This is a genomic window from Streptomyces sp. NPDC002004, assembly GCF_053593975.1.
The window spans coordinates 107,617-126,402 of record NZ_JBSFDP010000007.1 but is presented as its reverse complement, the minus strand read 5'-3'; the positions used below and the strand labels follow the sequence as shown (position 1 = coordinate 126,402).

Below are 18,786 nucleotides of genomic sequence, written 5' to 3'. Positions count from 1 at the left end.
TTACGCCTCCGGGGCCTCGAACTTGGACGTACGGGTCATACCCGCCGCACGCCCCTTGCCGGCGATGACCAGGGCCATCTTGCGGCTCGCCTCGTCGATCATCTCGTCGCCGAGCATCGCCGAGCCCTTCTTGCCGCCGGCCTCGGACGTGCAGTACTCGTACGCGTCCAGGATCAGCTCGGCGTGGTCGTAGTCGTCCTGGGACGGCGAGAACACCTCGTTGGCGGCCTCGACCTGACCCGGGTGCAGCACCCACTTGCCGTCGAAGCCGAGGGCCGCGGCGCGCCCGGCGACCTCCCGGTACCCGTCGATGTTCTTGATCTGCAGGTACGGGCCGTCGATCGCCTGGAGGTCGTGCGTACGGGCGGCCATCAGGATGCGCATCAGGATGTAGTGGTACGCGTCCGCCGGGTAGCCCGGGGGCTGCTCACCGACGACCAGCGACTTCATGTTGATCGACGCCATGAAGTCGGCGGGGCCGAAGATGATCGTCTCGAGACGGGGCGAGGCCGCCGCGATCTCGTCGACGTTGACCAGGCCCTTGGCGTTCTCGATCTGCGCCTCGATGCCGATCCTGCCGACCTCGAAGCCCATCGTCTTCTCGATCTGCGTCAGCAGCAGGTCGAGGGCGACGACCTGCTGGGCGTCCTGCACCTTCGGCAGCATGATGCAGTCGAGGTTCGGGCCGGCGCCCTCGACCACCGTGATGACGTCACGGTACGTCCAGTGGGTGGTCCAGTCGTTGACGCGCACGACCCGGGTCTTGCCGGTCCAGTCGCCCTCGTTGAGCACCTTGACGATGTTGTGCCGGGCGTCCGGCTTCGCCAGCGGCGCGCACGCGTCCTCCAGGTCCAGGAAGACCTGGTCGGCCGGCAGGCCCTGGGCCTTCTCCAGGAAGCGAGGGTTGCTGCCCGGGACCGCGAGGCAGGACCGACGCGGGCGCAGCCGGTTGACGGGAGCGGGGGTGGTCATGCGGGGACCTCCAGAGGGTCGAGCTTGTTCGCTGTGCGGATCTCGTCGACGATACGGCCGATGATCTCCGTGATGCCGAAGTCCTTGGGGGTGAAGACGGCGGCCACACCCGCCCGCTTCAGTTCCTCGGCGTCGCTGTTGGGGATGATGCCGCCGACGACGACCGGAATGTCGGAGGCACCGGCGGTACGCAGTCGTGTCAGGACGTCCGGCACCAGCGCGGCGTGCGAGCCGGAGAGGATCGACAGCCCCACGCAGTCCACGTCCTCGGCCAGCGCGGCCGCCACGATCTCGTCGGGCGTGAGCCGGATGCCCTGGTAGACCACCTCGAACCCGGCGTCGCGGGCCCGCACGGCGATCTGCTCGGCGCCGTTGGAGTGACCGTCCAGGCCCGGCTTGCCGACCAGCAGCCGGAGCTTGCCGGAGCCCAGGTCCTCGGCGGTCCGCGCCACCTTCTCACGGACCCGGGCGAGCGGAGTGCCCTCCTCGGCGGCGACCGCGACGGGCGCGGACGAGACACCCGTGGGGGCGCGGAACTCGCCGAACACCTCCCGCAGGGCGCCCGCCCACTCGCCGGTGGTCACCCCGGCACGGGCGCACTCCAGGGTGGCCGCCATCAGGTTGCCCGTACCGGCCGCGGCCTCCTTCAGCTTCTCCAGCGCCTTGCAGGGGCGCGGGTGGTTGAAGGGCGGCTGGTAGCGGGTGTCGCGCCACTTCTGCAGGGCCTCGACGACCCGGGTCTCGACCTCCGGGTCCACGGTCTGGATGGCCGTGTCGAGGTCCGCGGTCAGCGGGTTCGGCTCGGTGGTCTCGAAGACGTTGACCCCGATGATCTTTTCCTCGCCGGACTCGATCCGCGCCCGGCGCTCCGCGTGCGAGGAGACGAGCTGCGACTTCAGGTAGCCGGACTCGACGGCGGCCATGGCGCCGCCCATCTCCTGGATCCGCTCGATCTCCGCGAGCGACTCGGCGACCAGGGACTCGACCTTGGCCTCGATGACGTGCGACCCGGCGAAGATGTCCTCGTACTCCAGCAGGTCGCTCTCGTGGGCGAGCACCTGCTGGATGCGCAGCGACCACTGCTGGTCCCAGGGCCGGGGCAGGCCCAGCGCCTCGTTCCAGGCGGGCAGCTGCACGGCACGCGCGCGGGCGTCCTTCGACAGGGTCACCGCGAGCATCTCCAGCACGATCCGCTGGACGTTGTTCTCCGGCTGGGCCTCGGTGAGGCCCAGGGAGTTGACCTGGACGCCGTAGCGGAAGCGGCGCTGCTTGGCGTTCTCGACGCCGTACCGCTCCCGGGTGACCTTGTCCCAGATGCGGCCGAACGCCCGCATCTTGCACATCTCCTCGATGAACCGGACACCCGCGTTCACGAAGAAGGAGATCCGGGCCACGACGTCGCCGAACTTCTCGGCGGGCACCTGCCCGGAGTCACGGACGGCGTCCAGGACCGCGATGGCCGTCGACATCGCGTACGCGATCTCCTGGACCGGGGTCGCGCCGGCCTCCTGGAGGTGGTAGCTGCAGATGTTGATCGGGTTCCACTTGGGGATGTGCGCGACCGTGTACGCGATCATGTCGGTGGTCAGCCGCAGCGAGGGCCCGGGCGGGAAGACGTGCGTCCCGCGCGACAGGTACTCCTTGACGATGTCGTTCTGCGTCGTCCCCTGGAGCTTGGTGATGTCGGCGCCCTGCTCCTCGGCGACCACCTGATAGAGCGCCAGCAGCCACATGGCGGTGGCGTTGATGGTCATCGACGTGTTCATCTGCTCCAGGGGTATGTCCTGGAACAGCCGCCGCATGTCACCGAGGTGCGAGACCGGAACCCCGACCCGGCCGACCTCGCCGCGGGCGAGGATGTGGTCGGGGTCGTATCCGGTCTGGGTCGGCAGGTCGAAGGCGACCGACAGGCCCGTCTGCCCCTTGGCGAGGTTACGGCGGTAGAGCTCGTTGGACGCCTCGGCGGTCGAATGGCCGGCGTAGGTCCGCATGAGCCACGGACGGTCCTTCTGGCGCTCTGTCATCGGTGTTCCTCCGCCTCAGACGTTCCGGAAGCGGTTGATCGCGTCGATGTGCTGGGCGCGCATCTCCTCGTCGCGCACGCCGAGGCCCTCCCCGGGGGCGAGGCAGAGCACGCCGACCTTGCCCTGGTGCAGGTTGCGGTGGACGTCGTAGGCCGCCTGGCCGGTGTCCTCGAGGGAGTACGTCTTCGACAGGGTCGGGTGGATCTTGCCCTTGGCGATGAGGCGGTTCGCCTCCCAGGCCTCGCGGTAGTTGGCGAAGTGCGAGCCGATGATCCGCTTGAGCGACATCCACAGGTAGCGGTTGTCGTACTCGTGCATGTAGCCCGAGGTCGAGGCGCAGGTGGTGATGGTGCCGCCCTTGCGGGTGACGAACACGGAGGCGCCGAAGGTCTCGCGGCCGGGGTGCTCGAAGACGATGTCGATGTCCTCGCCGCCGGTGAGCTCGCGGATGCGCTTGCCGAAGCGCTTCCACTCCTTCGGGTCCTGCGTGTGCTCGTCCTTCCAGAACTTGTAGCCCTCGGCGTTGCGGTCGATGATCGCCTCGGCGCCCATCGAGCGGCAGATGTCCGCCTTCTGGTCGCTGGAGACGACGCAGATCGGGTTGGCGCCACCGGCCAGCGCGAACTGGGTGGCGTACGAGCCGAGGCCGCCGCTGGCGCCCCAGATCAGGACGTTGTCGCCCTGCTTCATGCCGGCGCCGTTGCGCGAGACCAGCTGGCGGTAGGCGGTGGAGTTCACCAGGCCCGGGGCGGCGGCCTCCTCCCAGGAGAGGTGGTCCGGCTTGGGCATGAGCTGGTTGGACTTCACCAGCGCGACCTCGGCGAGGCCGCCGAAGTTGGTCTCGAAGCCCCAGATGCGCTGCTCGGGGTCGAGCATGGTGTCGTTGTGGCCGTCGGAGGACTCCAGCTCGACCGACAGGCAGTGCGCGACGACCTCGTCGCCGGGCTGCCAGGCGTTGACGCCCGGGCCGGTGCGCAGGACGACGCCCGCCAGGTCGGAGCCGATGATGTGGTACGGCAGGTCGTGGCGCTTGGCCAGCTCGTTGGTGCGGCCGTAGCGCTCCAGGAACCCGAAGGTCGACAACGGCTCGAAGATCGAGGTCCACACCGAGTTGTAGTTCACCGAGGAGGCCATGACGGCAACCAGGGCCTCGCCCGGGCCCAGCTCGGGCAGGGGGACCTCGTCCAGGTGGATCGACTTCCGCGGGTCCTTGTCGCGGCTCTCCAGGCCCGCGAACATCTCCGTCTCGTCCTTGTGCACGGTGATCGCGCGGTAGGACTCGGGGAGCGGCAGTGCGGCGAAGTCGGCGGAGGTGCTCTCCGGCGACTGAATCGCGTCCAGGATTTCCTTCACGGTGTTGCCTCCGGCGAATGTGGTCTCCCCGGCTCGGGCGGTGCCGAGAGCCCGGGGGAGCGCGTCTTGAGGGGAGACGCTGAGGGTCACGTCGGGTGCTGCTGCTGTGGTGGGGCTGTGCCGTCGGTTCGGCGGAGGTGGTGCCAAAGGTGGTGCTGCGGCAGCGCTTTGTGGCGCGGGAGGTTGCCTGTGACGCAGGCGTCCGGGCGCGCAGGCCAGTGGCTTGCGGGGACAGCCGGCGTACGGAAGTTCTCTGCACGCCGGCCGCCCGGACACTTTCAACGTATGGCACCGCGTGCCAGGTGACAAGACACTGCGTGCCAAGACTTTCTCTCATTTGTCATTTGGGCGTAACAAGTGAGCGATGATCGATCAGGTACGGGTGGCAAAACCGGCGGACATGCGAAAACCCCGCGCCGCCGAGTCGGCAGAGCGGGGTTCCGTGTGAGATGTGCCGCGTCGCGCGCGGTCGCTACGAGCGTTCCCTGAGGGCTTCCTCGATGGTGCGCATGACCTCGTCCAGGGGGGCGTCGGTGCGGGCGACGGTGACCAGGACCTCGCCGTGCGAGGACACCGTCGCGGGAGCGGACGAGGTGGACGCAGGGCCCCGTCCCGCGCCGATGCCGGTGCCGAACGTACGGCGGACGATCGCGAAGGCGTGGTCGAGCTGGGTCTCGACGTCGCCCTGGCCGCCGGCCCGCAGCCAGCGGCGCAGGACGTGGTTGTGGGCGGTGACCACCGCGGAGGCGGCGACCTCGGCGAGCAGCGGGTCGTCGTTGCCGTCGCGGTGCGCGTTCTCGTCGAAGTGGCCCAGCAGGTAGCGCGTGAACAGCCGCTCGTAGCGGGCCACCGAGGCGATCTCGCGCTCCCGCAGGGTGGGCACCTCACGGGTGAGCCGATAGCGCTCCACGGACACGGCGGGCGACGACGCGTACATCTTCATGACTTCCTTGATGCCGCGGCACACCGTGTCGAGCGGGTGCTCGTGCTGCGGTGCCGCGTTGAGCACCGCCTCGGCCCGCACCAGGGTGTCGTCGTGGTCCGGGAAGATCGCCTCTTCCTTGGAGCGGAAGTGCCGGAAGAAAGTGCGCCGCGCGACCCCGGCCGCCGCGGCGATCTCGTCGACGGTCGTCGCCTCGTAGCCCTTGGTCGCGAACAGCTCCATCGCGGCGGCCGCCAGTTCGCGGCGCATTTTGAGCCGTTGTGCGGCGGCGCGACTGCCCGCGGCACTTTCCGGTGCGTCGGGCGTGGTGGTGGCGGCAGGGCGCTTGGCGGGCTGGGACATGCCCCGAACGTACTGCATATGAGCAGGAGAGCGCGCAGGGGATACGTTCCCCCCGCCGAGTGCGGGGGGAACGATTCCGGCCCGGTCGAGCAGCCCGCCCCAGTCGGTGCGCTCGGCGGGAGTCCCGTCGCCGGCCTCAGCGCCGGGCATATTCGCGGAAGCCACGGCCCGTCTTGCGGCCGAGGCAGCCCGCGGCGACCAGGTGCTCCAGCAGCGGCGCCGGAGCGAGGCCCGGCTCCCGGAACTCGCGGTGCAGGACCTTCTCGATGGCGAGCGACACGTCCAGGCCGACCACGTCCAGGAGCTCGAAGGGGCCCATCGGGTAGCCACCGCCGAGCTTCATCGCGGCGTCGATGTCGTCGAGCGTGGCGTAGTGCTCCTGCACCATCTTGATCGCGTTGTTCAGGTACGGGAACAGCAGCGCGTTGACGATGAATCCGGCGCGGTCGCCGCAGTCCACCGGGTGCTTGCGGATCTTGGCGCAGACCTCGCGGACCGTGGCGTGCACGTCGTCGGCGGTCAGGACCGTGCGGACCACCTCGACGAGCTTCATCGCCGGCGCCGGGTTGAAGAAGTGCATGCCGATCACGTCCTGCGGGCGCGAGGTGGCGCGGGCGCAGGCGACGACGGGCAGGGACGAGGTGGTCGTGGCGAGCACGGCGCCGGGCTTGCAGACCTTGTCGAAGGTGGCGAAGAGCTGCCGCTTGACGTCCAGGTCCTCGGCGACCGCCTCCACGGCCAGGTCGACGTCGGCGAAGGCGTCGTACGAGCCGGCCGGGGTGATCCGCTCCAGGGTCGCGTCGCGCTGCTCCGCCGTCATCCGCCCCTTGTCGACAGAGCGCGAAAGCGACTTGGCGATACGGGACTTGGCGGTCTCCGCCTTCTCCTGGCTGCGCGCGGCGAGCACCACGTCGTAGCCGGACTTGGCGAAGACCTCGGCGATGCCGGAGGCCATCGTGCCGGAGCCTGCGACGCCGACCGAGCGGACGGTGCGCCCGGGGGTGAGGGCCTCGCCGTCCAGCGGCGTCAGCGCGTCCCGGACCACGGTCCCGTTGCCGGGCTCCTCGTACGTGTAGAAGCCGCGGCCCGACTTGCGGCCGGTCAGCCCGGCCTCGCTCAGCTGCTTCAGGATCGGCGCGGGGGCGTGCAGCCGGTCGTGCGACTCCGCGTACATGGCCTCCAGGACGGTGCGCGCGGTGTCGATGCCGATCAGGTCGAGCAGGGCGAGCGGGCCCATGGGCAGGCCGCAGCCGAGCCGCATCGCCGCGTCGATGTCCTCGCGGGACGCGTACTTCGCCTCGTACATGGACGCGGCCTGGTTGAGGTAGCCGAAGAGGAGCCCGTCGGCGACGAACCCGGGGCGGTCGCCGACCGCCACCGGCTCCTTGCCGAGCTCGATCACCAGGTCGGTCACGGCGGAGACGGCGGTCGGGGCGGTGAGCACCGAGGAGACGATCTCGACGAGCTTCATCGCGGGCGCCGGGTTGAAGAAGTGCACGCCCAGGACGCGTTCGGGGCGGGCGGAGTCGGCGGCGAGGCGGGTCACCGAGAGGGCGTTGGTGCCGGTGGCGAGGATCGTCTCCGGGCGGACGACGCCGTCCAGCTCGCGGAAGATCTGCTGCTTGATCTCGTACGACTCCGGGGCGACCTCGATGACCAGGTCGGCGTCGGCCGCGGCCTGGAGGTCGGTGAAGGTGCGGAAGCGGGCCAGCACGGCCTCGCGCTCCTGCTCGGTGATGCGCTCGCGGCGCACGGCGCGGGCGGTCGACGCCTCCAGCGCGGCGACGGCCTGCCGGGCGGCGGCCTCGCTGATGTCGATGCCGATGACCTCGCGGCCGGCGCGGGCCAGGACCTCGGCGATGCCGGTGCCCATGGTGCCGAGGCCGACCACGGCGACGGTGTGCAGGGAGGGCAGGGAGCTGTCGGACAGGGGAGCGGCCATCGCGGGACTCCAGGGAATGAGTGACGACTGAGGAGCGCGCGCGGGGAACGCCGAACGGGCGTACCGCGTGCGGGAGTTGCTGTCGTTACCGGGCGCCGCTCGAAGGAGGGCGCGGATGCCCGGTGTGTGCCCCCGAGCGGTGCATGCGCACGCGCCGCGGGGCGATCGACGGGCTCTGTCCCGGAGCCGTGTCGTACTGAGGTACGTCTCGTACCGAACCGACAAGCACTCGTGGCGGCTGCGTCACCAGGCCGCCATGAGCAGAGTGCGGGGGGTGTGTCCCGCTCGTATGAGCTTAACTGGTGAGTAACGAGCGCGCCAGTCCCCGTTCCAAGATTCTCCCGCCCCGCTGCCCGGCATGCTTCCCCCTGCCGCCGCGGCCCGCAGGACATCCCCTAGGCTCACGCCCCATGGACGAAGAGTTGCGATCGGTAACGGAGCGTTTACGCGCGGAGTCCGGGGCGTCGGCCGCGTACGAGCAACTGGCCGCCACCGGCGACACCGATGAGCTGGCCGCGGTGCTCACCGCGCCCGGGCAGCCGCTGTGGGCGAGGGAGCTCGCGGCGTTCCGCCTCGGCGACGCGGGCGACCGCCGGGCCTTCGAGGCCCTGGTCCTGCTCCTCAACCACCGGGACCCCGAGCGGTGCGCCTCCGCCGCGCAGGCGCTCGCTCGTCTGGGTGATCCGCGCACGGGGCGGGCCGCGGCGGCGCTCGCCACGAACGAACTGCGCATCGCCTACGCCCTCCACCCGGTCCGCCTCCTCGTCGCCCTCCGGGCTCCCGAGGCCGTCCCCGCGCTGATCACCACCCTCGAGCGCCGGCTCACCCCGCGCGACCCCTACGGCCGCATCGCTCTCGCCTGCGTCGACGGACTCGGCGAACTCGGCGACGTGCGCGCACGGGGTGTTCTGACGGAGGCCCGTACCCGCCGGGACCTGGCCGACGCGGCGGCGCGCGCCCTGGCCCGGCTGCCGGCACCGCGCCAGGAGCCGTAGGTCCCCGGCGCGGCCCGAAGCGGCGGGCGCCGGAGCCGCGACGGCCGCGGGCTTCGAAACGGCGCCGGCCGCGGGGCCCGGAGCCGTGACGGCCCCGCCCTGGCGTTCCTCGCCTCCCGGGCGTCAGGGCCGGGCGAGGCTGCGGGTGTACCGGACCTCCGGCACGGCCGTCCCGCCCACCACGAAGGGCTCCTCGGCCCCGTCGGGCGTGAAGCCCGCCTTCTCGTAGAAGCGCCGGGCGCGGACGTTGTCCCTGAGGACCCAGAGCTGGACGGTGCCGTGACCGGCCGTGGCGCACCGGCGCAGCGCCTCGCCCAGCAGTGCCGTGCCCACACCCGTGGACATGGCGTCGGTGCGGACGTAGAGCGCGTAGAGCTCCGCCGCGCCGGCGGGCGCGTCCGCGTCGCGCGACGGGCCGTGACAGGACCAGCCGACCACCTCGCCGTCGCTCCGCCCGCGCCCCGGGGTCCCGGGAGGCACCCGGACGGCGACGAGGTCGACCACGGAGTCGTCGGACCGCGCCAGGAGTTCACGGCGGCGCTCGGCGTCGCGTGCGACGTCGAGGGCGTCGAGGTATCGCTGCGGCATCAGGCCCGTGTAGGCGGACTGCCAGCCGCGGACGCGGATTTCCGCCACTGCCTCGCAGTCGGCGGCGGTCATCTCCCGGGTGCGTGGGTCCACAGCGGGCACCTTAGGACGTCGGGGCCCCGGCCGCGAGGCGATTCCGTGCCCCGCGACGGGGCGCTGCCGCACCCCACCGGGCACCCCGCCGGGCGCGCCGCCGGACCGCCGGCGACGCGCTGTACCGATGCCGTGGCCCGGGCGTCCGCGCTAGACGGAGGCGACGACCTGGCCGGACATGACCTCGGGAGGGTTGGGGAGCAGTGACGCGAGGTTGTCCCGCACGAAGACCGTCGCCTGCGCGATCGACTCCTCGGCCCCCTCCTCGCTCTCGAAGACGCTGGTCGAGACCATGACGCCGTCCCCGGCGTCGACCCAGTAGTAGGCCAGGAGACCGGGGATCCGGCGGATGACCGGCACGAACCCCTCGTTCACCCGACGACCCGCCTCGGCCGGATCGGTCACCCCCGCGTATCTTCTGACGGCTGCGTACACGGCTGATCTCCTCCTGGGTCGGCATCTGCTCCGAAGACGCCGTACCCCTGCGGCAGGTGCTCCGCCCGCACGTCGTCCGTCAATCACCGGATGGGGCCGGCCGGTGGTCCGATTGGCGGTTCAGCCCGGGAAGCCGAACAGGCCGTGCAGGGCGGCGCCGCGTACGTGGGCGGCCTTCGGGGACGACGCGCGCGGATCGGGCGAGTGGGCGCAGGTCGCGTCCGCCTCGCCGCTGCCGCGCGGGACCTTCCCGGAGCTCAGGTAGGACGCCAAGTAGCCGTCCAGGCAGGTGTTTCCGGCGAGGGTGACCCCGTGGTTGCCGCCGCCCCGCTCGACGACCAGGCTGGAGCCGTGCAGGGCGCGGTGGACGGAGACGCCGCCCTCGTACGGGGTGGCCGCGTCGTCGGTGGCCTGGAAGAGCAGCACCGGGGGCAGCTTGCCGTTGGTGATGTCCGGCGGGGTGAGCGAGGGAACCGGCCAGAAGGCGCACGGCGCGTTGTACCAGGCGTTGTTCCAGGTCGAGAAGGGTGCCTTCGCGTGCGCCAGCCAGGTGTCGGTGCGCCAGGTGTTCCAGTTCCGTGGCCACGGTGCGTCCCGGCACTCCACGGCCGCGTAGACGCTGTACCCGTTGTCGCCGTCGGCGCCCAGGGCGCCGAGCGTCTTGTACGCCTTGACCAGCGGCGCGCTGTCCTTGTGGACGGCGTACGCGGCGAACGCCTCGGCCAGCCGGGGCCAGTAGCCGTTGTAGTAGGCGCCCGGCATGAACGTGTCCTCCAGCTCGCCCGCACCCACCTTCTTGTCGGCGGGTCGGCGGGCGAGCGCGTCCCGCATCGCGTACCACTTCGCCTCGACCTTCGCCGGGTCCGAGCCGAGCCGGTACGTCGTGTCGTGCCGCGCGACCCAGGCCAGGAACGCCTGCTGACGGGCGTTGAACGCGTAGTCCTGCTGGATGTTGTTGCGGTACCAGGTGCCGGAGGGGTCGACGATCGAGTCGAGCACCAGGCGGCGCACGCGCTGCGGGTACAGCTTCGCGTAGACGGCGCCGAGGTACGTCCCGTACGAGTACCCGAAGTAGTTGATGCGGCGGGCGCCGAGCGACTGCCGGATCGCATCCATGTCGCGGACCGTGCTCACCGTGTCGATGAACGGCAGGACGTCCGCGTACTTCTTGCCGCAGGCGCGCGCGAATGCCTGCGCCCGCTGGAGCTGTGCCTTCTCGAGGGTGCCGGTCGTGGGCACGCTGGCGGGCCGTACCGGGGTGAACTGTCCGGGACGGCAGTTCAGTGCCGGCGTGCTCCGGCCCACGCCGCGCGGGTCGAAGCCGATCACGTCGTACTGGGCGGCGACCTTCTTCGGCAGCGCACGGGCCACGTATCCGGCCAGCGCCAGACCGCTCCCTCCGGGGCCGCCGGGGTTGACCAGGAGCGGGCCCTGCGACGTCTTCGCCGTGTGCCGGATGCGGGAGAGGGCGATGGTGATCCGCTTCCCGCCGGGACGGGCGTGGTCCAACGGCACCTTGAGGGAGGCGCACTGCAGCGCCGGGTAGTCCCGGGTGCCGCATCTCTTCCAGGAGAGCTGCGCCGCGCGGGGGGCGCTCGGCGCGCTCGCGGGTGCTGAGCCTGCGGAGTCGGCACCGGCGGAGGGCGGCACGGCCGCCAGCATCCCGGCCACCGCTGTGGCGACGCCGCACAGGGCGACTGCGCGATTCTTCACGATGGGGCCTCCCGAGGTGGGGGGTTCGAAGGAGCGTGTCGCGGCTCCCGCCCCGCATGATCCCGGGAAGGCCGTCACGAAATCGGTGATACGGCGAGGGATGACCCGTTCGGGTCCGTCATATTGATCCGGTCGCCGACCGCGAAGGCCGCTCCGGTCGCCGACCGCGAAGGCTGCTCCGGTCGCCGACCGCGAAGGCCGGTCCGGGCGCGGACGCGGAGTCCCTCCGGCTGTCGGCGTACGGGTCGCCGGGCCCTCACAGAAGGGTCAGCTGCGTCGGTTCCGCCCCGTGCGCCGGCTCCGGGGCTCGCTCCGGGACGCGGCGGGCCGCCCGCGCGCGGCTCGGGCCGATGCCGAACTCCTCGGCCAGCTCGTGCACCTGACGGGTGATCCGGCGCTGGTACCACTTCGGTGCGTAGGCACCCTCCGCGTACAACCGCTCGTACCGCCGCACGAGCTGCGGATGCCGGCCGCCCAGCCACGCCATGAACCACTCGCGCGCCCCTGGCCGCAGGTGCAGCACAAGCGGCGTCACCGACGTCGCGCCGGATGCGGCGATCGCGCGGACCGTGGCGCGCAACTGGTCGGGGTGGTCGCCCAAGTAGGGGATGACCGGGGCCATCAGCACTCCGCAGTCGATCCCGTGTTCGGCCAGGGTGCGCACCACGTCCAGACGCCGCTCCGGAGCGGGCGTGCCCGGCTCGACCGTGCGCCACAGCTCGTGGTCGGTGAAACCGACCGAGATGGCGATGCCCACGTCGGTGACCGCGGCGGCCTGCCGGAGCAGGTCGAGGTCCCGCAGGATCAGCGTTCCCTTGGTGAGGATGGAGAACGGGTTCGCGTAGTCGCGCAGCGCGGCGATGATGCCGGGCATCAGCCGGTAGCGGCCCTCGGCACGCTGGTAGCAGTCGACGTTCGTGCCCATCGCGATGTGCTCGCCGTGCCACTGCGGCGAGGCGAGGCGGCGGCGCAGCAGCTCCGGTGCGTTGACCTTGACCACGATCTGGGTGTCGAAGCCGACGCCGGTGTCGAGGTCCAGATAGCTGTGCGTCTTGCGCGCGAAGCAGTACACACAGGCGTGCGTGCAGCCCCGGTACGGGTTGACTGTCCATTCGAAGGGCATCCGGGAGGCCCCGGGGACGCGGTTCACGATCGATCTGGCGCGGACCTCGTGGAAGGTGACCCCGCGGAACTCGGGGGTGTCGAAGGTGCGGGTGACCACGGTGTCCGCGCCGAACAGCGCGGCGTCCGCGGCCGTGGGCACGGACGGATTCTCGGCGAGGTTGTCCCAGCGCATGACGCCTCCTCGGTAGCACTCACCAGAGAATAGAACACATGTTCCCATGATCGTGCGAGTGAATGCGGGACCCGGCGTGCGGTTCGAACGCGGGACCCGGCGTGCGGCCCGGATGCGGCCCCCGCGTGCGGCCGGGCTCCGGATGCCCCCCTGATTTGGGCCCGCGGGCACGGGGGTGGTTGGCTTGCCACAGCTCTGAGAACGTCTCGGAACCAAGCCCTGGAGGAACAGCGATGGCGCAGGTCGAGGCCACCACGGAACGGATCATCGCGGCGCGGCCGGACGATGTGTTCGATGCGCTGGCCGACTACAGCGGCACGCGCGAGAAGCTGCTGCCCGAACACTTCAGCGAGTACGAGGTGCGCGAGGGCGGCGACGGCGAGGGCACCCTCGTCCACTGGAAGCTCCAGGCCACCAGCAAGCGTGTGCGCGACTGTCTGCTCGAGGTGAGCGAGCCCACCGACGGAGAGCTCGTCGAGAAGGACCGCAACTCCTCCATGGTCACCACCTGGCGCGTCACGCCCTCCGGCGAGGGCCGCTCGCGCGTCGTCGTGACCACCACCTGGCAGGGCGCCGGCGGCATCGGCGGCTTCTTCGAGAGGACCTTCGCGCCCAAGGGCCTCGGCCGGATCTATGACGCCGTGCTCGCTAGGCTCGCCACCGAAGTCGAGAAGTAGCCGCCGTCGCCCCGGGCCCGGAGGCGGACCTCTCGCCGCCGGGCGGCTCACCGGTTCGAGTGGTTCTGCCGCCCGGGCCGCTTGTACGCCGTAGGGCTCCTACCGGCGGATACGCCCGTCCGGTGCGGTCGCCGGAGGGCCCGTCGCGCTTGCTCCCAGTTGTCGCGTAATGCGAGAAATGGGCCGCGCAAGCGCGACGAGGGGAGCGGTACGTGGGCGGGACGACGCTGGTGAAGAGCGCCGGGAAGGGCGTGACGGGCACCCCGTCGGCCCCCGCGGAGCCGCGGCCCCCGGCTCCCGCCGCGACCCTCGCACCGGCACTCGGCCCGCGCCGGGTGCGCATGGTCTTCGTCGGGCTGATGCTGGCGCTGCTGCTCGCCGCCCTCGACCAGATGATCGTCGCCACCGCGCTCCCGAAGATCGTCGGTGAGCTGCACGGCCTGGACCGGATGTCCTGGGCGATCACCGCGTATCTGCTCACCTCCACGGTGGGTCTGCCCGTCTACGGCAAGCTCGGTGACCTCGTCGGCCGCAAGGGCGTCTTCCAGTTCGCCATCGCCGTCTTCGTGATCGGCTCCGCACTGGCCGGCTGGTCCCGCACCATGGACCAGCTCATCGCCTTCCGCGCGCTCCAGGGCGTCGGGGCGGGCGGCCTCATGATCGGCGTGCAGGCGATCATCGCGGACATCGTTCCGCCCCGCGAACGCGGCCGCTACATGGGCCTCATCGGCGCCGCCTTCGGCCTCGCATCCGTCGCCGGGCCGCTGCTCGGCGGCTACTTCACCGACCACGCCGGCTGGCGCTGGTGCTTCTACATCAACGTCCCCTTCGGCCTGGTCACCCTGGCCGTGGTCACCGTCGTCCTCAAGCTCCCCAAGCCCGCGGCGGGGCGGCGCTTCGACCTGCTGGGCGCGCTGCTGCTCGCCGCCGCCTCCGTCTGCCTGGTGCTGCTGACCAGTTGGGGCGGCACCGAGTACGCCTGGCACTCGCGGGTGATCGTGGGGCTCGGCGCCGGGGCCGCCGCATCGGCACTGCTGTTCCTGATCGCCGAGCGGTTCGCCGCCGAACCGCTGATCCCCCTCAGGCTGTTCCGCGACCCCGTCTTCAACGTCACCGCTCTCGTCGGCATGGTGATCGGTGTCGCACTCTTCGGTGCGGCGAGCTATCTGCCGACCTTCCTCCAGATGGTCGACGGCGCCAGCGCGACCGGCTCGGGACTGCTGATGCTGCCCATGATGGGCGGCATCGTCGGGGCGTCCGTCGTCTCCGGACAGCTCATCAGCCGCACCGGCCGGTACCGGATCCACCCGATCCTCGGTGCCGCGCTCGCGATGACGGGCATGTGGCTGCTCTCCCGCCTCGGCACCGACACGCCCCGGCTCCGGTACAGCATCTGGATGGCCGTGCTCGGCGCCGGCATCGGCCTCGTCATGCCGGTGCTCGTCCTCGCGGTGCAGAACTCCGTACGCCCCGCCGACCTCGGCACGGCCACCAGCGCCCACAACTACTTCCGGCAGATCGGCGGCAGCGTCGGCGCCGCGATCTTCGGCACCCTGTTCGCCGACCGGCTCGTCACCGCGCTCTCCGGGCGGCTGCCCGCAGGCGCCGACCTCCCCGACCCCGAGTCCATCACCCCGCAGCTGGTCCACGCGCTGCCCGCCGTGCTGCGCGACGCCTACATCCGGGCCTACGCCGACGCGATGCCCCGGATCTTCCTGTACCTGGTGCCGGTGCTCGGACTCGGACTCCTCATCGCCTTCTTCCTCAAGGAGAAACCCTTGGTGTCCAGCGCTGCGACCCAGCACGCCTCCACCGCCGAACCGGCCACCGCGACGATCCCCGGGGCCCGCACGCCCTACGCCGCCGGGGTACCCGTCTGCGGCACCGTGCAGCACTCCGACGGCACCGCGGTCCCGCGCGCCGCGCTCACCCTCATCGACATCGCGGGCCGCCAGATCGGGCGGGGCGCGAGCGGCGACGACGGCCGGTACGCGCTGTCGACGCCCGGCGCGGGCTCGTACGTCCTCATCGCGGCGGCCGGGGGCCACCAGCCGCAGGCCGTCTCGGTGACCGTCGGGGAACGGCCCGTCGACCTCGACGTGGTGCTCGGCGGTGCGGGCCGGCTCGCCGGGAGCGTGGTCACCGCCGACGGCTCGCCCGTCCGCGACGCCACCGTCACCCTGACGAACGTCCACGGCGAGGTGGTCGCCACCACCCGCAGCGGACGAGAAGGGGGGTACGTCATCACGGAGCTGGTCGCCGGCGAGTACACCCTCGCCGCCAGCGCGCCCGCCTTCCGCCCCACCGCCCTGCCCGTCACCGTCCAGGCCGCCCGTGAGACCCGCCAGGACGTCGAACTCGCCGGCGGCGCCGTGCTGCGCGGCACGGTGCGCGCGGGCGGCGGCCGCGCCGTGGAGGACGCCCGCGTGACGCTCCTCGACGCGGCGGGCAACGTCGTCGACACCCTCACGACCGGCGCCGACGGAGCATTCCGTTTCGTGGATCTGTCGTCCGGCGAGTACACGGTGATCGCGGCCGGATACCCGCCCGTCGCGACCGTGCTCCAGGTGGCGGGCGGAGGACGCACGGAGCGGGATCTCCAGCTGGGGCACGAGGACTAGGCGGTGTCCCGCGGCCGGGTCACCGGGCCGGAGGTCTCCGGAGGGCGCGCACACGCCGGAGCGGCAGGCCCCCGGCCCTTCCGGGCGGCGCGGGGAGGGCGTTCCGTCACGCCGGAACACTCGTGAGTAACCATTTCGCGGGTTCCGCGGACGGCAACCCCGCCGCCCCGTACGGTGGTTGAGGCGCCCCCAGATGATCGCCGTACGGGGAAGGAGCCCTGGCCATGGAGCACGGCACCGCGATGGCCGCGCCGACTGCAGGCCGTATTCCGCTCGCCGTGGTCGTCGTGGACGGCTCCGGCCTCGTCTCGCACTGGAGCGCGGGTGCACGCCGCCTCTTCGGCCATGCCAAGGAGGACGCGGTGGGCCGCGCCGCGGTCGACCTGCTGCCCGTGTCGGGCGCCCTCCGCGACGGCGACGACGCCCCGCCCCCGGGCGTGCAGAGCGTCCACGGCAGGGACGACGGCCTCGGTCCCGGCCTGGAGTCGTCACTCCACGGGCACACCGGCTACCCGACGGCGGGACGGGCCCGGCTCTCGGAGCCGGGGCGTGACCGGCTCGACGTCCTGTGGTGGGCGTACCCGCTCGTCGGCCCGGGCCCCGAGCGGCTGCTCGTGCTCGCCGCCGACGCGGCCCGGCTGCGTCCCGGGCAGGGGACGTCCGCGGAGGGGGCCGCCCCGGCCCCGGAGCGCATCGCGCCGGCTTTCGCCCTGCACACCGACTTCCCCGGCGCCGACCAACTGGCTCGCAGGCTGCCCGAGATCCTGCCCAGCATGAGCGTGCGCGAGAGCGCCCGCATCGTGGCGCAGGTACTGGAACTCGGCTATCCCGTACTGGAGTTCAGCCAGCACGACCGGGTGCCCGTGACCCCGGACTGGGGAGTCCCGCGCCGCGCCGAGCGGCGGGCGCGCCGGGAACGCGCGGCCCTGGCCGCGGCGGCCGGGCAGCCGGTGCCCGAACTCACCCTGGACGACGAGGGCGAGGACCTGGAGTACGCGGCCGTGCGCGAGCGGCTCGAATTCCTCAACGAGGTGAGCGGACGCATCGGCACCTCGCTCGACCTCTCGCGGACCATCCTCGAGGTGAGCCGGGCCGTGGTGCCCCGGTTCACGGATGTCGCGGGGACCTATCTGCGGGAGCAGGTCGTCGCGGGCGAGGGTTTCCCCGAGGGCCCGCCCGACGCCACGACCCTGTGGCACCGCGTCGCCGTCGAACACACCGACGAACCGGGCCGGTGGGACGACGTCGTCCCCGTCGGCGAGTCGATGGCCTTCCCGGTGCACACCCCGTTCTTCCAGTGCATGACCACCGGCGACCCTGTCCTCGTGCCGAGGATCTCCGAGGAGATGGGCAACGCCATCGCCGCGCAGTTCGAGAAGCGCGACATCAGACCGCTCATCAACCACCGCTCCATGCTGGTCGTGCCGCTGAAGGCGCGCCATGTGGTCCTGGGCTTCATGATCCTGCTGCGCCACCGGGAGCGGCCCGTCTTCAACGACATGGACCGGGTCACGGGCGCCGAACTCGCCGCCCGCGCGGGCCTCGTCCTCGACAACGCGCGCATGTACACCTACCAGGAGAGCGTCGCAGAGACCCTCCAGGACAGCATGCTGCCGCACATCCGGCCCCGCATGCCCGGCTGTGACATCGCCACCCGCTATCTGCCGGGCACCCTTCTCGGCCGGGTCGGCGGCGACTGGTTCGACTCCGTCAAACTGCCCGGCTGCCGCACCGCACTCGTCGTCGGCGACGTCATGGGGCACGGCCTCAACTCCGCCGCGATGATGGGCCAGTTGCGCACCGCCGTACAGACCATGGCGGCCCTCGACCTGCCGCCCGCACAACTGCTGCGCAACCTCGACGACCTCGCGCAGCGTCTCGGCGAGCACTACCTCGCGACCTGCCTGTACGCCGTCTACGACCCGATCCGCGGAGAGCTGCGGATCGCCAACGCGGGCCATGTGCCACCCGTTCTGGTGCACACCGACAACGGCCGCAGCGAACTCCTGGAACTGCCCACCGGCGCCCCCATCGGGGTGGGCGGTGTGCCCTTCGAGACGGTACGGGTCCCGGTGGCGCCCGGCGACCGGCTCGTGATGTGCACGGACGGACTCGTCGAGATGCGCGGCGAGGACATCGGCGTCGGCCTCGCCACCCTGTGCGAGTCGGCGGCGCACCCGGCGGCCTCGATGGACGACGCCTGCGACACGATCATCCGCTCGCTCAACACGCGCGGTGGCCGCAAGGACGACGTGGCACTGCTGATGGCCCGTCTCAACGGCATCCCCGGGCAGGACGTGGCGCGCTGGCGGCTCGCCGCGGAGCCGGGCGGGGCCGGCCGCGCGCGGGCCGTGGTGCGTGAGCAACTGGGCGACTGGGGCCTCGCGGCCCTCTCGGAGAGCGTCGAGCTGATGGTGAGCGAGCTCGTCACCAATGCGGTCCGGCACACCCACAGCCGCCAGGTCGAACTCCGCCTGGTCCGTTCCGACGTCGTCGTGTGCGAGGTCGAGGACGACGACCCCGCACTCCCGACACTGCTGAACACAGGCCCCGGCGACGAGTTCGGGCGCGGCCTGCGCGTCGTCGGCGGCCTCGCCCGGGAGTGGGGCACGAGCCGCACGGCCCGGGGCAAGACGGTGTGGTTCGAACTGCCCCTTCCCGGCGGTAGACAGCCCTCCGGGAGCCCTCGCCCGCGGCCGGCGCACACCGAGGGTCCGCGCCGGTCGAACGCCCGGTGAAGGATTGCGTCCCGTCCTTGTGACCCGCCGTGCGGGGCGATAGACCGATCGTG

At 71.8% G+C, this 18,786-nt stretch carries 13 protein-coding genes; 4 read left to right on the top strand and 9 right to left on the bottom strand.

From position 1 onward, the window contains the following. The 5 genes from ACWCP6_RS14180 to ACWCP6_RS14160 form a co-directional block, all read right to left on the bottom strand. Entirely contained in the window at positions 1-972 is a 972-nt protein-coding gene (locus ACWCP6_RS14180; RefSeq protein ID WP_450932679.1) for an HpcH/HpaI aldolase/citrate lyase family protein, read from the bottom strand. Further along, entirely contained in the window at positions 969-2,996 is a 2,028-nt protein-coding gene (locus tag ACWCP6_RS14175; protein WP_450932678.1) for a protein meaA, read from the bottom strand. Before ACWCP6_RS14175 ends, ACWCP6_RS14180 begins: the two co-directional genes overlap by 4 nt. 15 nt (positions 2,997-3,011) lie before the next feature. Continuing rightward, positions 3,012-4,349, bottom strand: coding sequence for a crotonyl-CoA carboxylase/reductase (gene ccrA / locus ACWCP6_RS14170; protein ID WP_450932677.1), 1,338 nt, complete (start codon positions 4,347-4,349; stop codon positions 3,012-3,014). A 472-nt stretch (positions 4,350-4,821) separates the two neighbouring features. After that, entirely contained in the window at positions 4,822-5,652 is an 831-nt protein-coding gene (locus ACWCP6_RS14165; protein WP_450932676.1) for a TetR family transcriptional regulator, read from the bottom strand. 118 nt (positions 5,653-5,770) lie between these two features. After that, on the bottom strand, positions 5,771-7,576 hold the full coding sequence (locus ACWCP6_RS14160; RefSeq protein ID WP_450932675.1) for a 3-hydroxyacyl-CoA dehydrogenase family protein: 1,806 nt from the start codon (positions 7,574-7,576) through the stop codon (positions 5,771-5,773). Positions 7,577-7,986: 410 nt separating this feature from the next. Here ACWCP6_RS14160 and ACWCP6_RS14155 point away from each other — a divergent pair, with 410 nt between their 5' ends. Then, a complete protein-coding gene (locus ACWCP6_RS14155) occupies positions 7,987-8,571 on the top strand; it encodes an adenylosuccinate lyase (protein WP_450932674.1) in 585 nt (194 codons plus the stop codon). 123 nt (positions 8,572-8,694) lie between these two features. On the opposite strand, the gene ACWCP6_RS14150 is transcribed toward ACWCP6_RS14155, so the two are convergent. The 4 genes from ACWCP6_RS14150 to ACWCP6_RS14135 form a co-directional block, all read right to left on the bottom strand. Then, a complete protein-coding gene (locus ACWCP6_RS14150; protein WP_450932821.1) occupies positions 8,695-9,231 on the bottom strand; it encodes an N-acetyltransferase family protein in 537 nt (178 codons plus the stop codon). Positions 9,232-9,402: 171 nt separating this feature from the next. Then, complete coding sequence (locus ACWCP6_RS14145) at positions 9,403-9,687, bottom strand: hypothetical protein (RefSeq protein ID WP_450932673.1); 285 nt, start codon at positions 9,685-9,687, stop codon at positions 9,403-9,405. Between the two features lie 120 nt (positions 9,688-9,807). After that, positions 9,808-11,400: an alpha/beta hydrolase gene (locus ACWCP6_RS14140; RefSeq protein ID WP_450932672.1), complete on the bottom strand. Its 1,593-nt coding sequence runs from the start codon at positions 11,398-11,400 to the stop codon at positions 9,808-9,810. A 256-nt stretch (positions 11,401-11,656) separates the two neighbouring features. Beyond that, positions 11,657-12,697 carry an Rv2578c family radical SAM protein gene (locus tag ACWCP6_RS14135; protein ID WP_450932671.1) on the bottom strand — a complete coding sequence of 347 codons (1,041 nt, stop codon included), beginning with the start codon at positions 12,695-12,697 and terminating at the stop codon, positions 11,657-11,659. A gap of 233 nt (positions 12,698-12,930) precedes the next feature. Between ACWCP6_RS14135 and ACWCP6_RS14130 the strand changes: the two genes are divergently transcribed. The 3 genes from ACWCP6_RS14130 (at position 12,931) to ACWCP6_RS14120 (ending at position 18,733) form a co-directional block, all read left to right on the top strand. Further along, positions 12,931-13,374, top strand: coding sequence for an SRPBCC family protein (locus tag ACWCP6_RS14130; protein ID WP_450932670.1), 444 nt, complete (start codon positions 12,931-12,933; stop codon positions 13,372-13,374). A 212-nt stretch (positions 13,375-13,586) separates the two neighbouring features. Then, entirely contained in the window at positions 13,587-15,995 is a 2,409-nt protein-coding gene (locus tag ACWCP6_RS14125) for an MFS transporter (protein WP_450932669.1), read from the top strand. Between the two features lie 224 nt (positions 15,996-16,219). After that, a complete protein-coding gene (locus ACWCP6_RS14120) occupies positions 16,220-18,733 on the top strand; it encodes a SpoIIE family protein phosphatase (RefSeq protein WP_450932668.1) in 2,514 nt (837 codons plus the stop codon). The last annotated feature ends 53 nt before the right edge of the window (positions 18,734-18,786 follow it).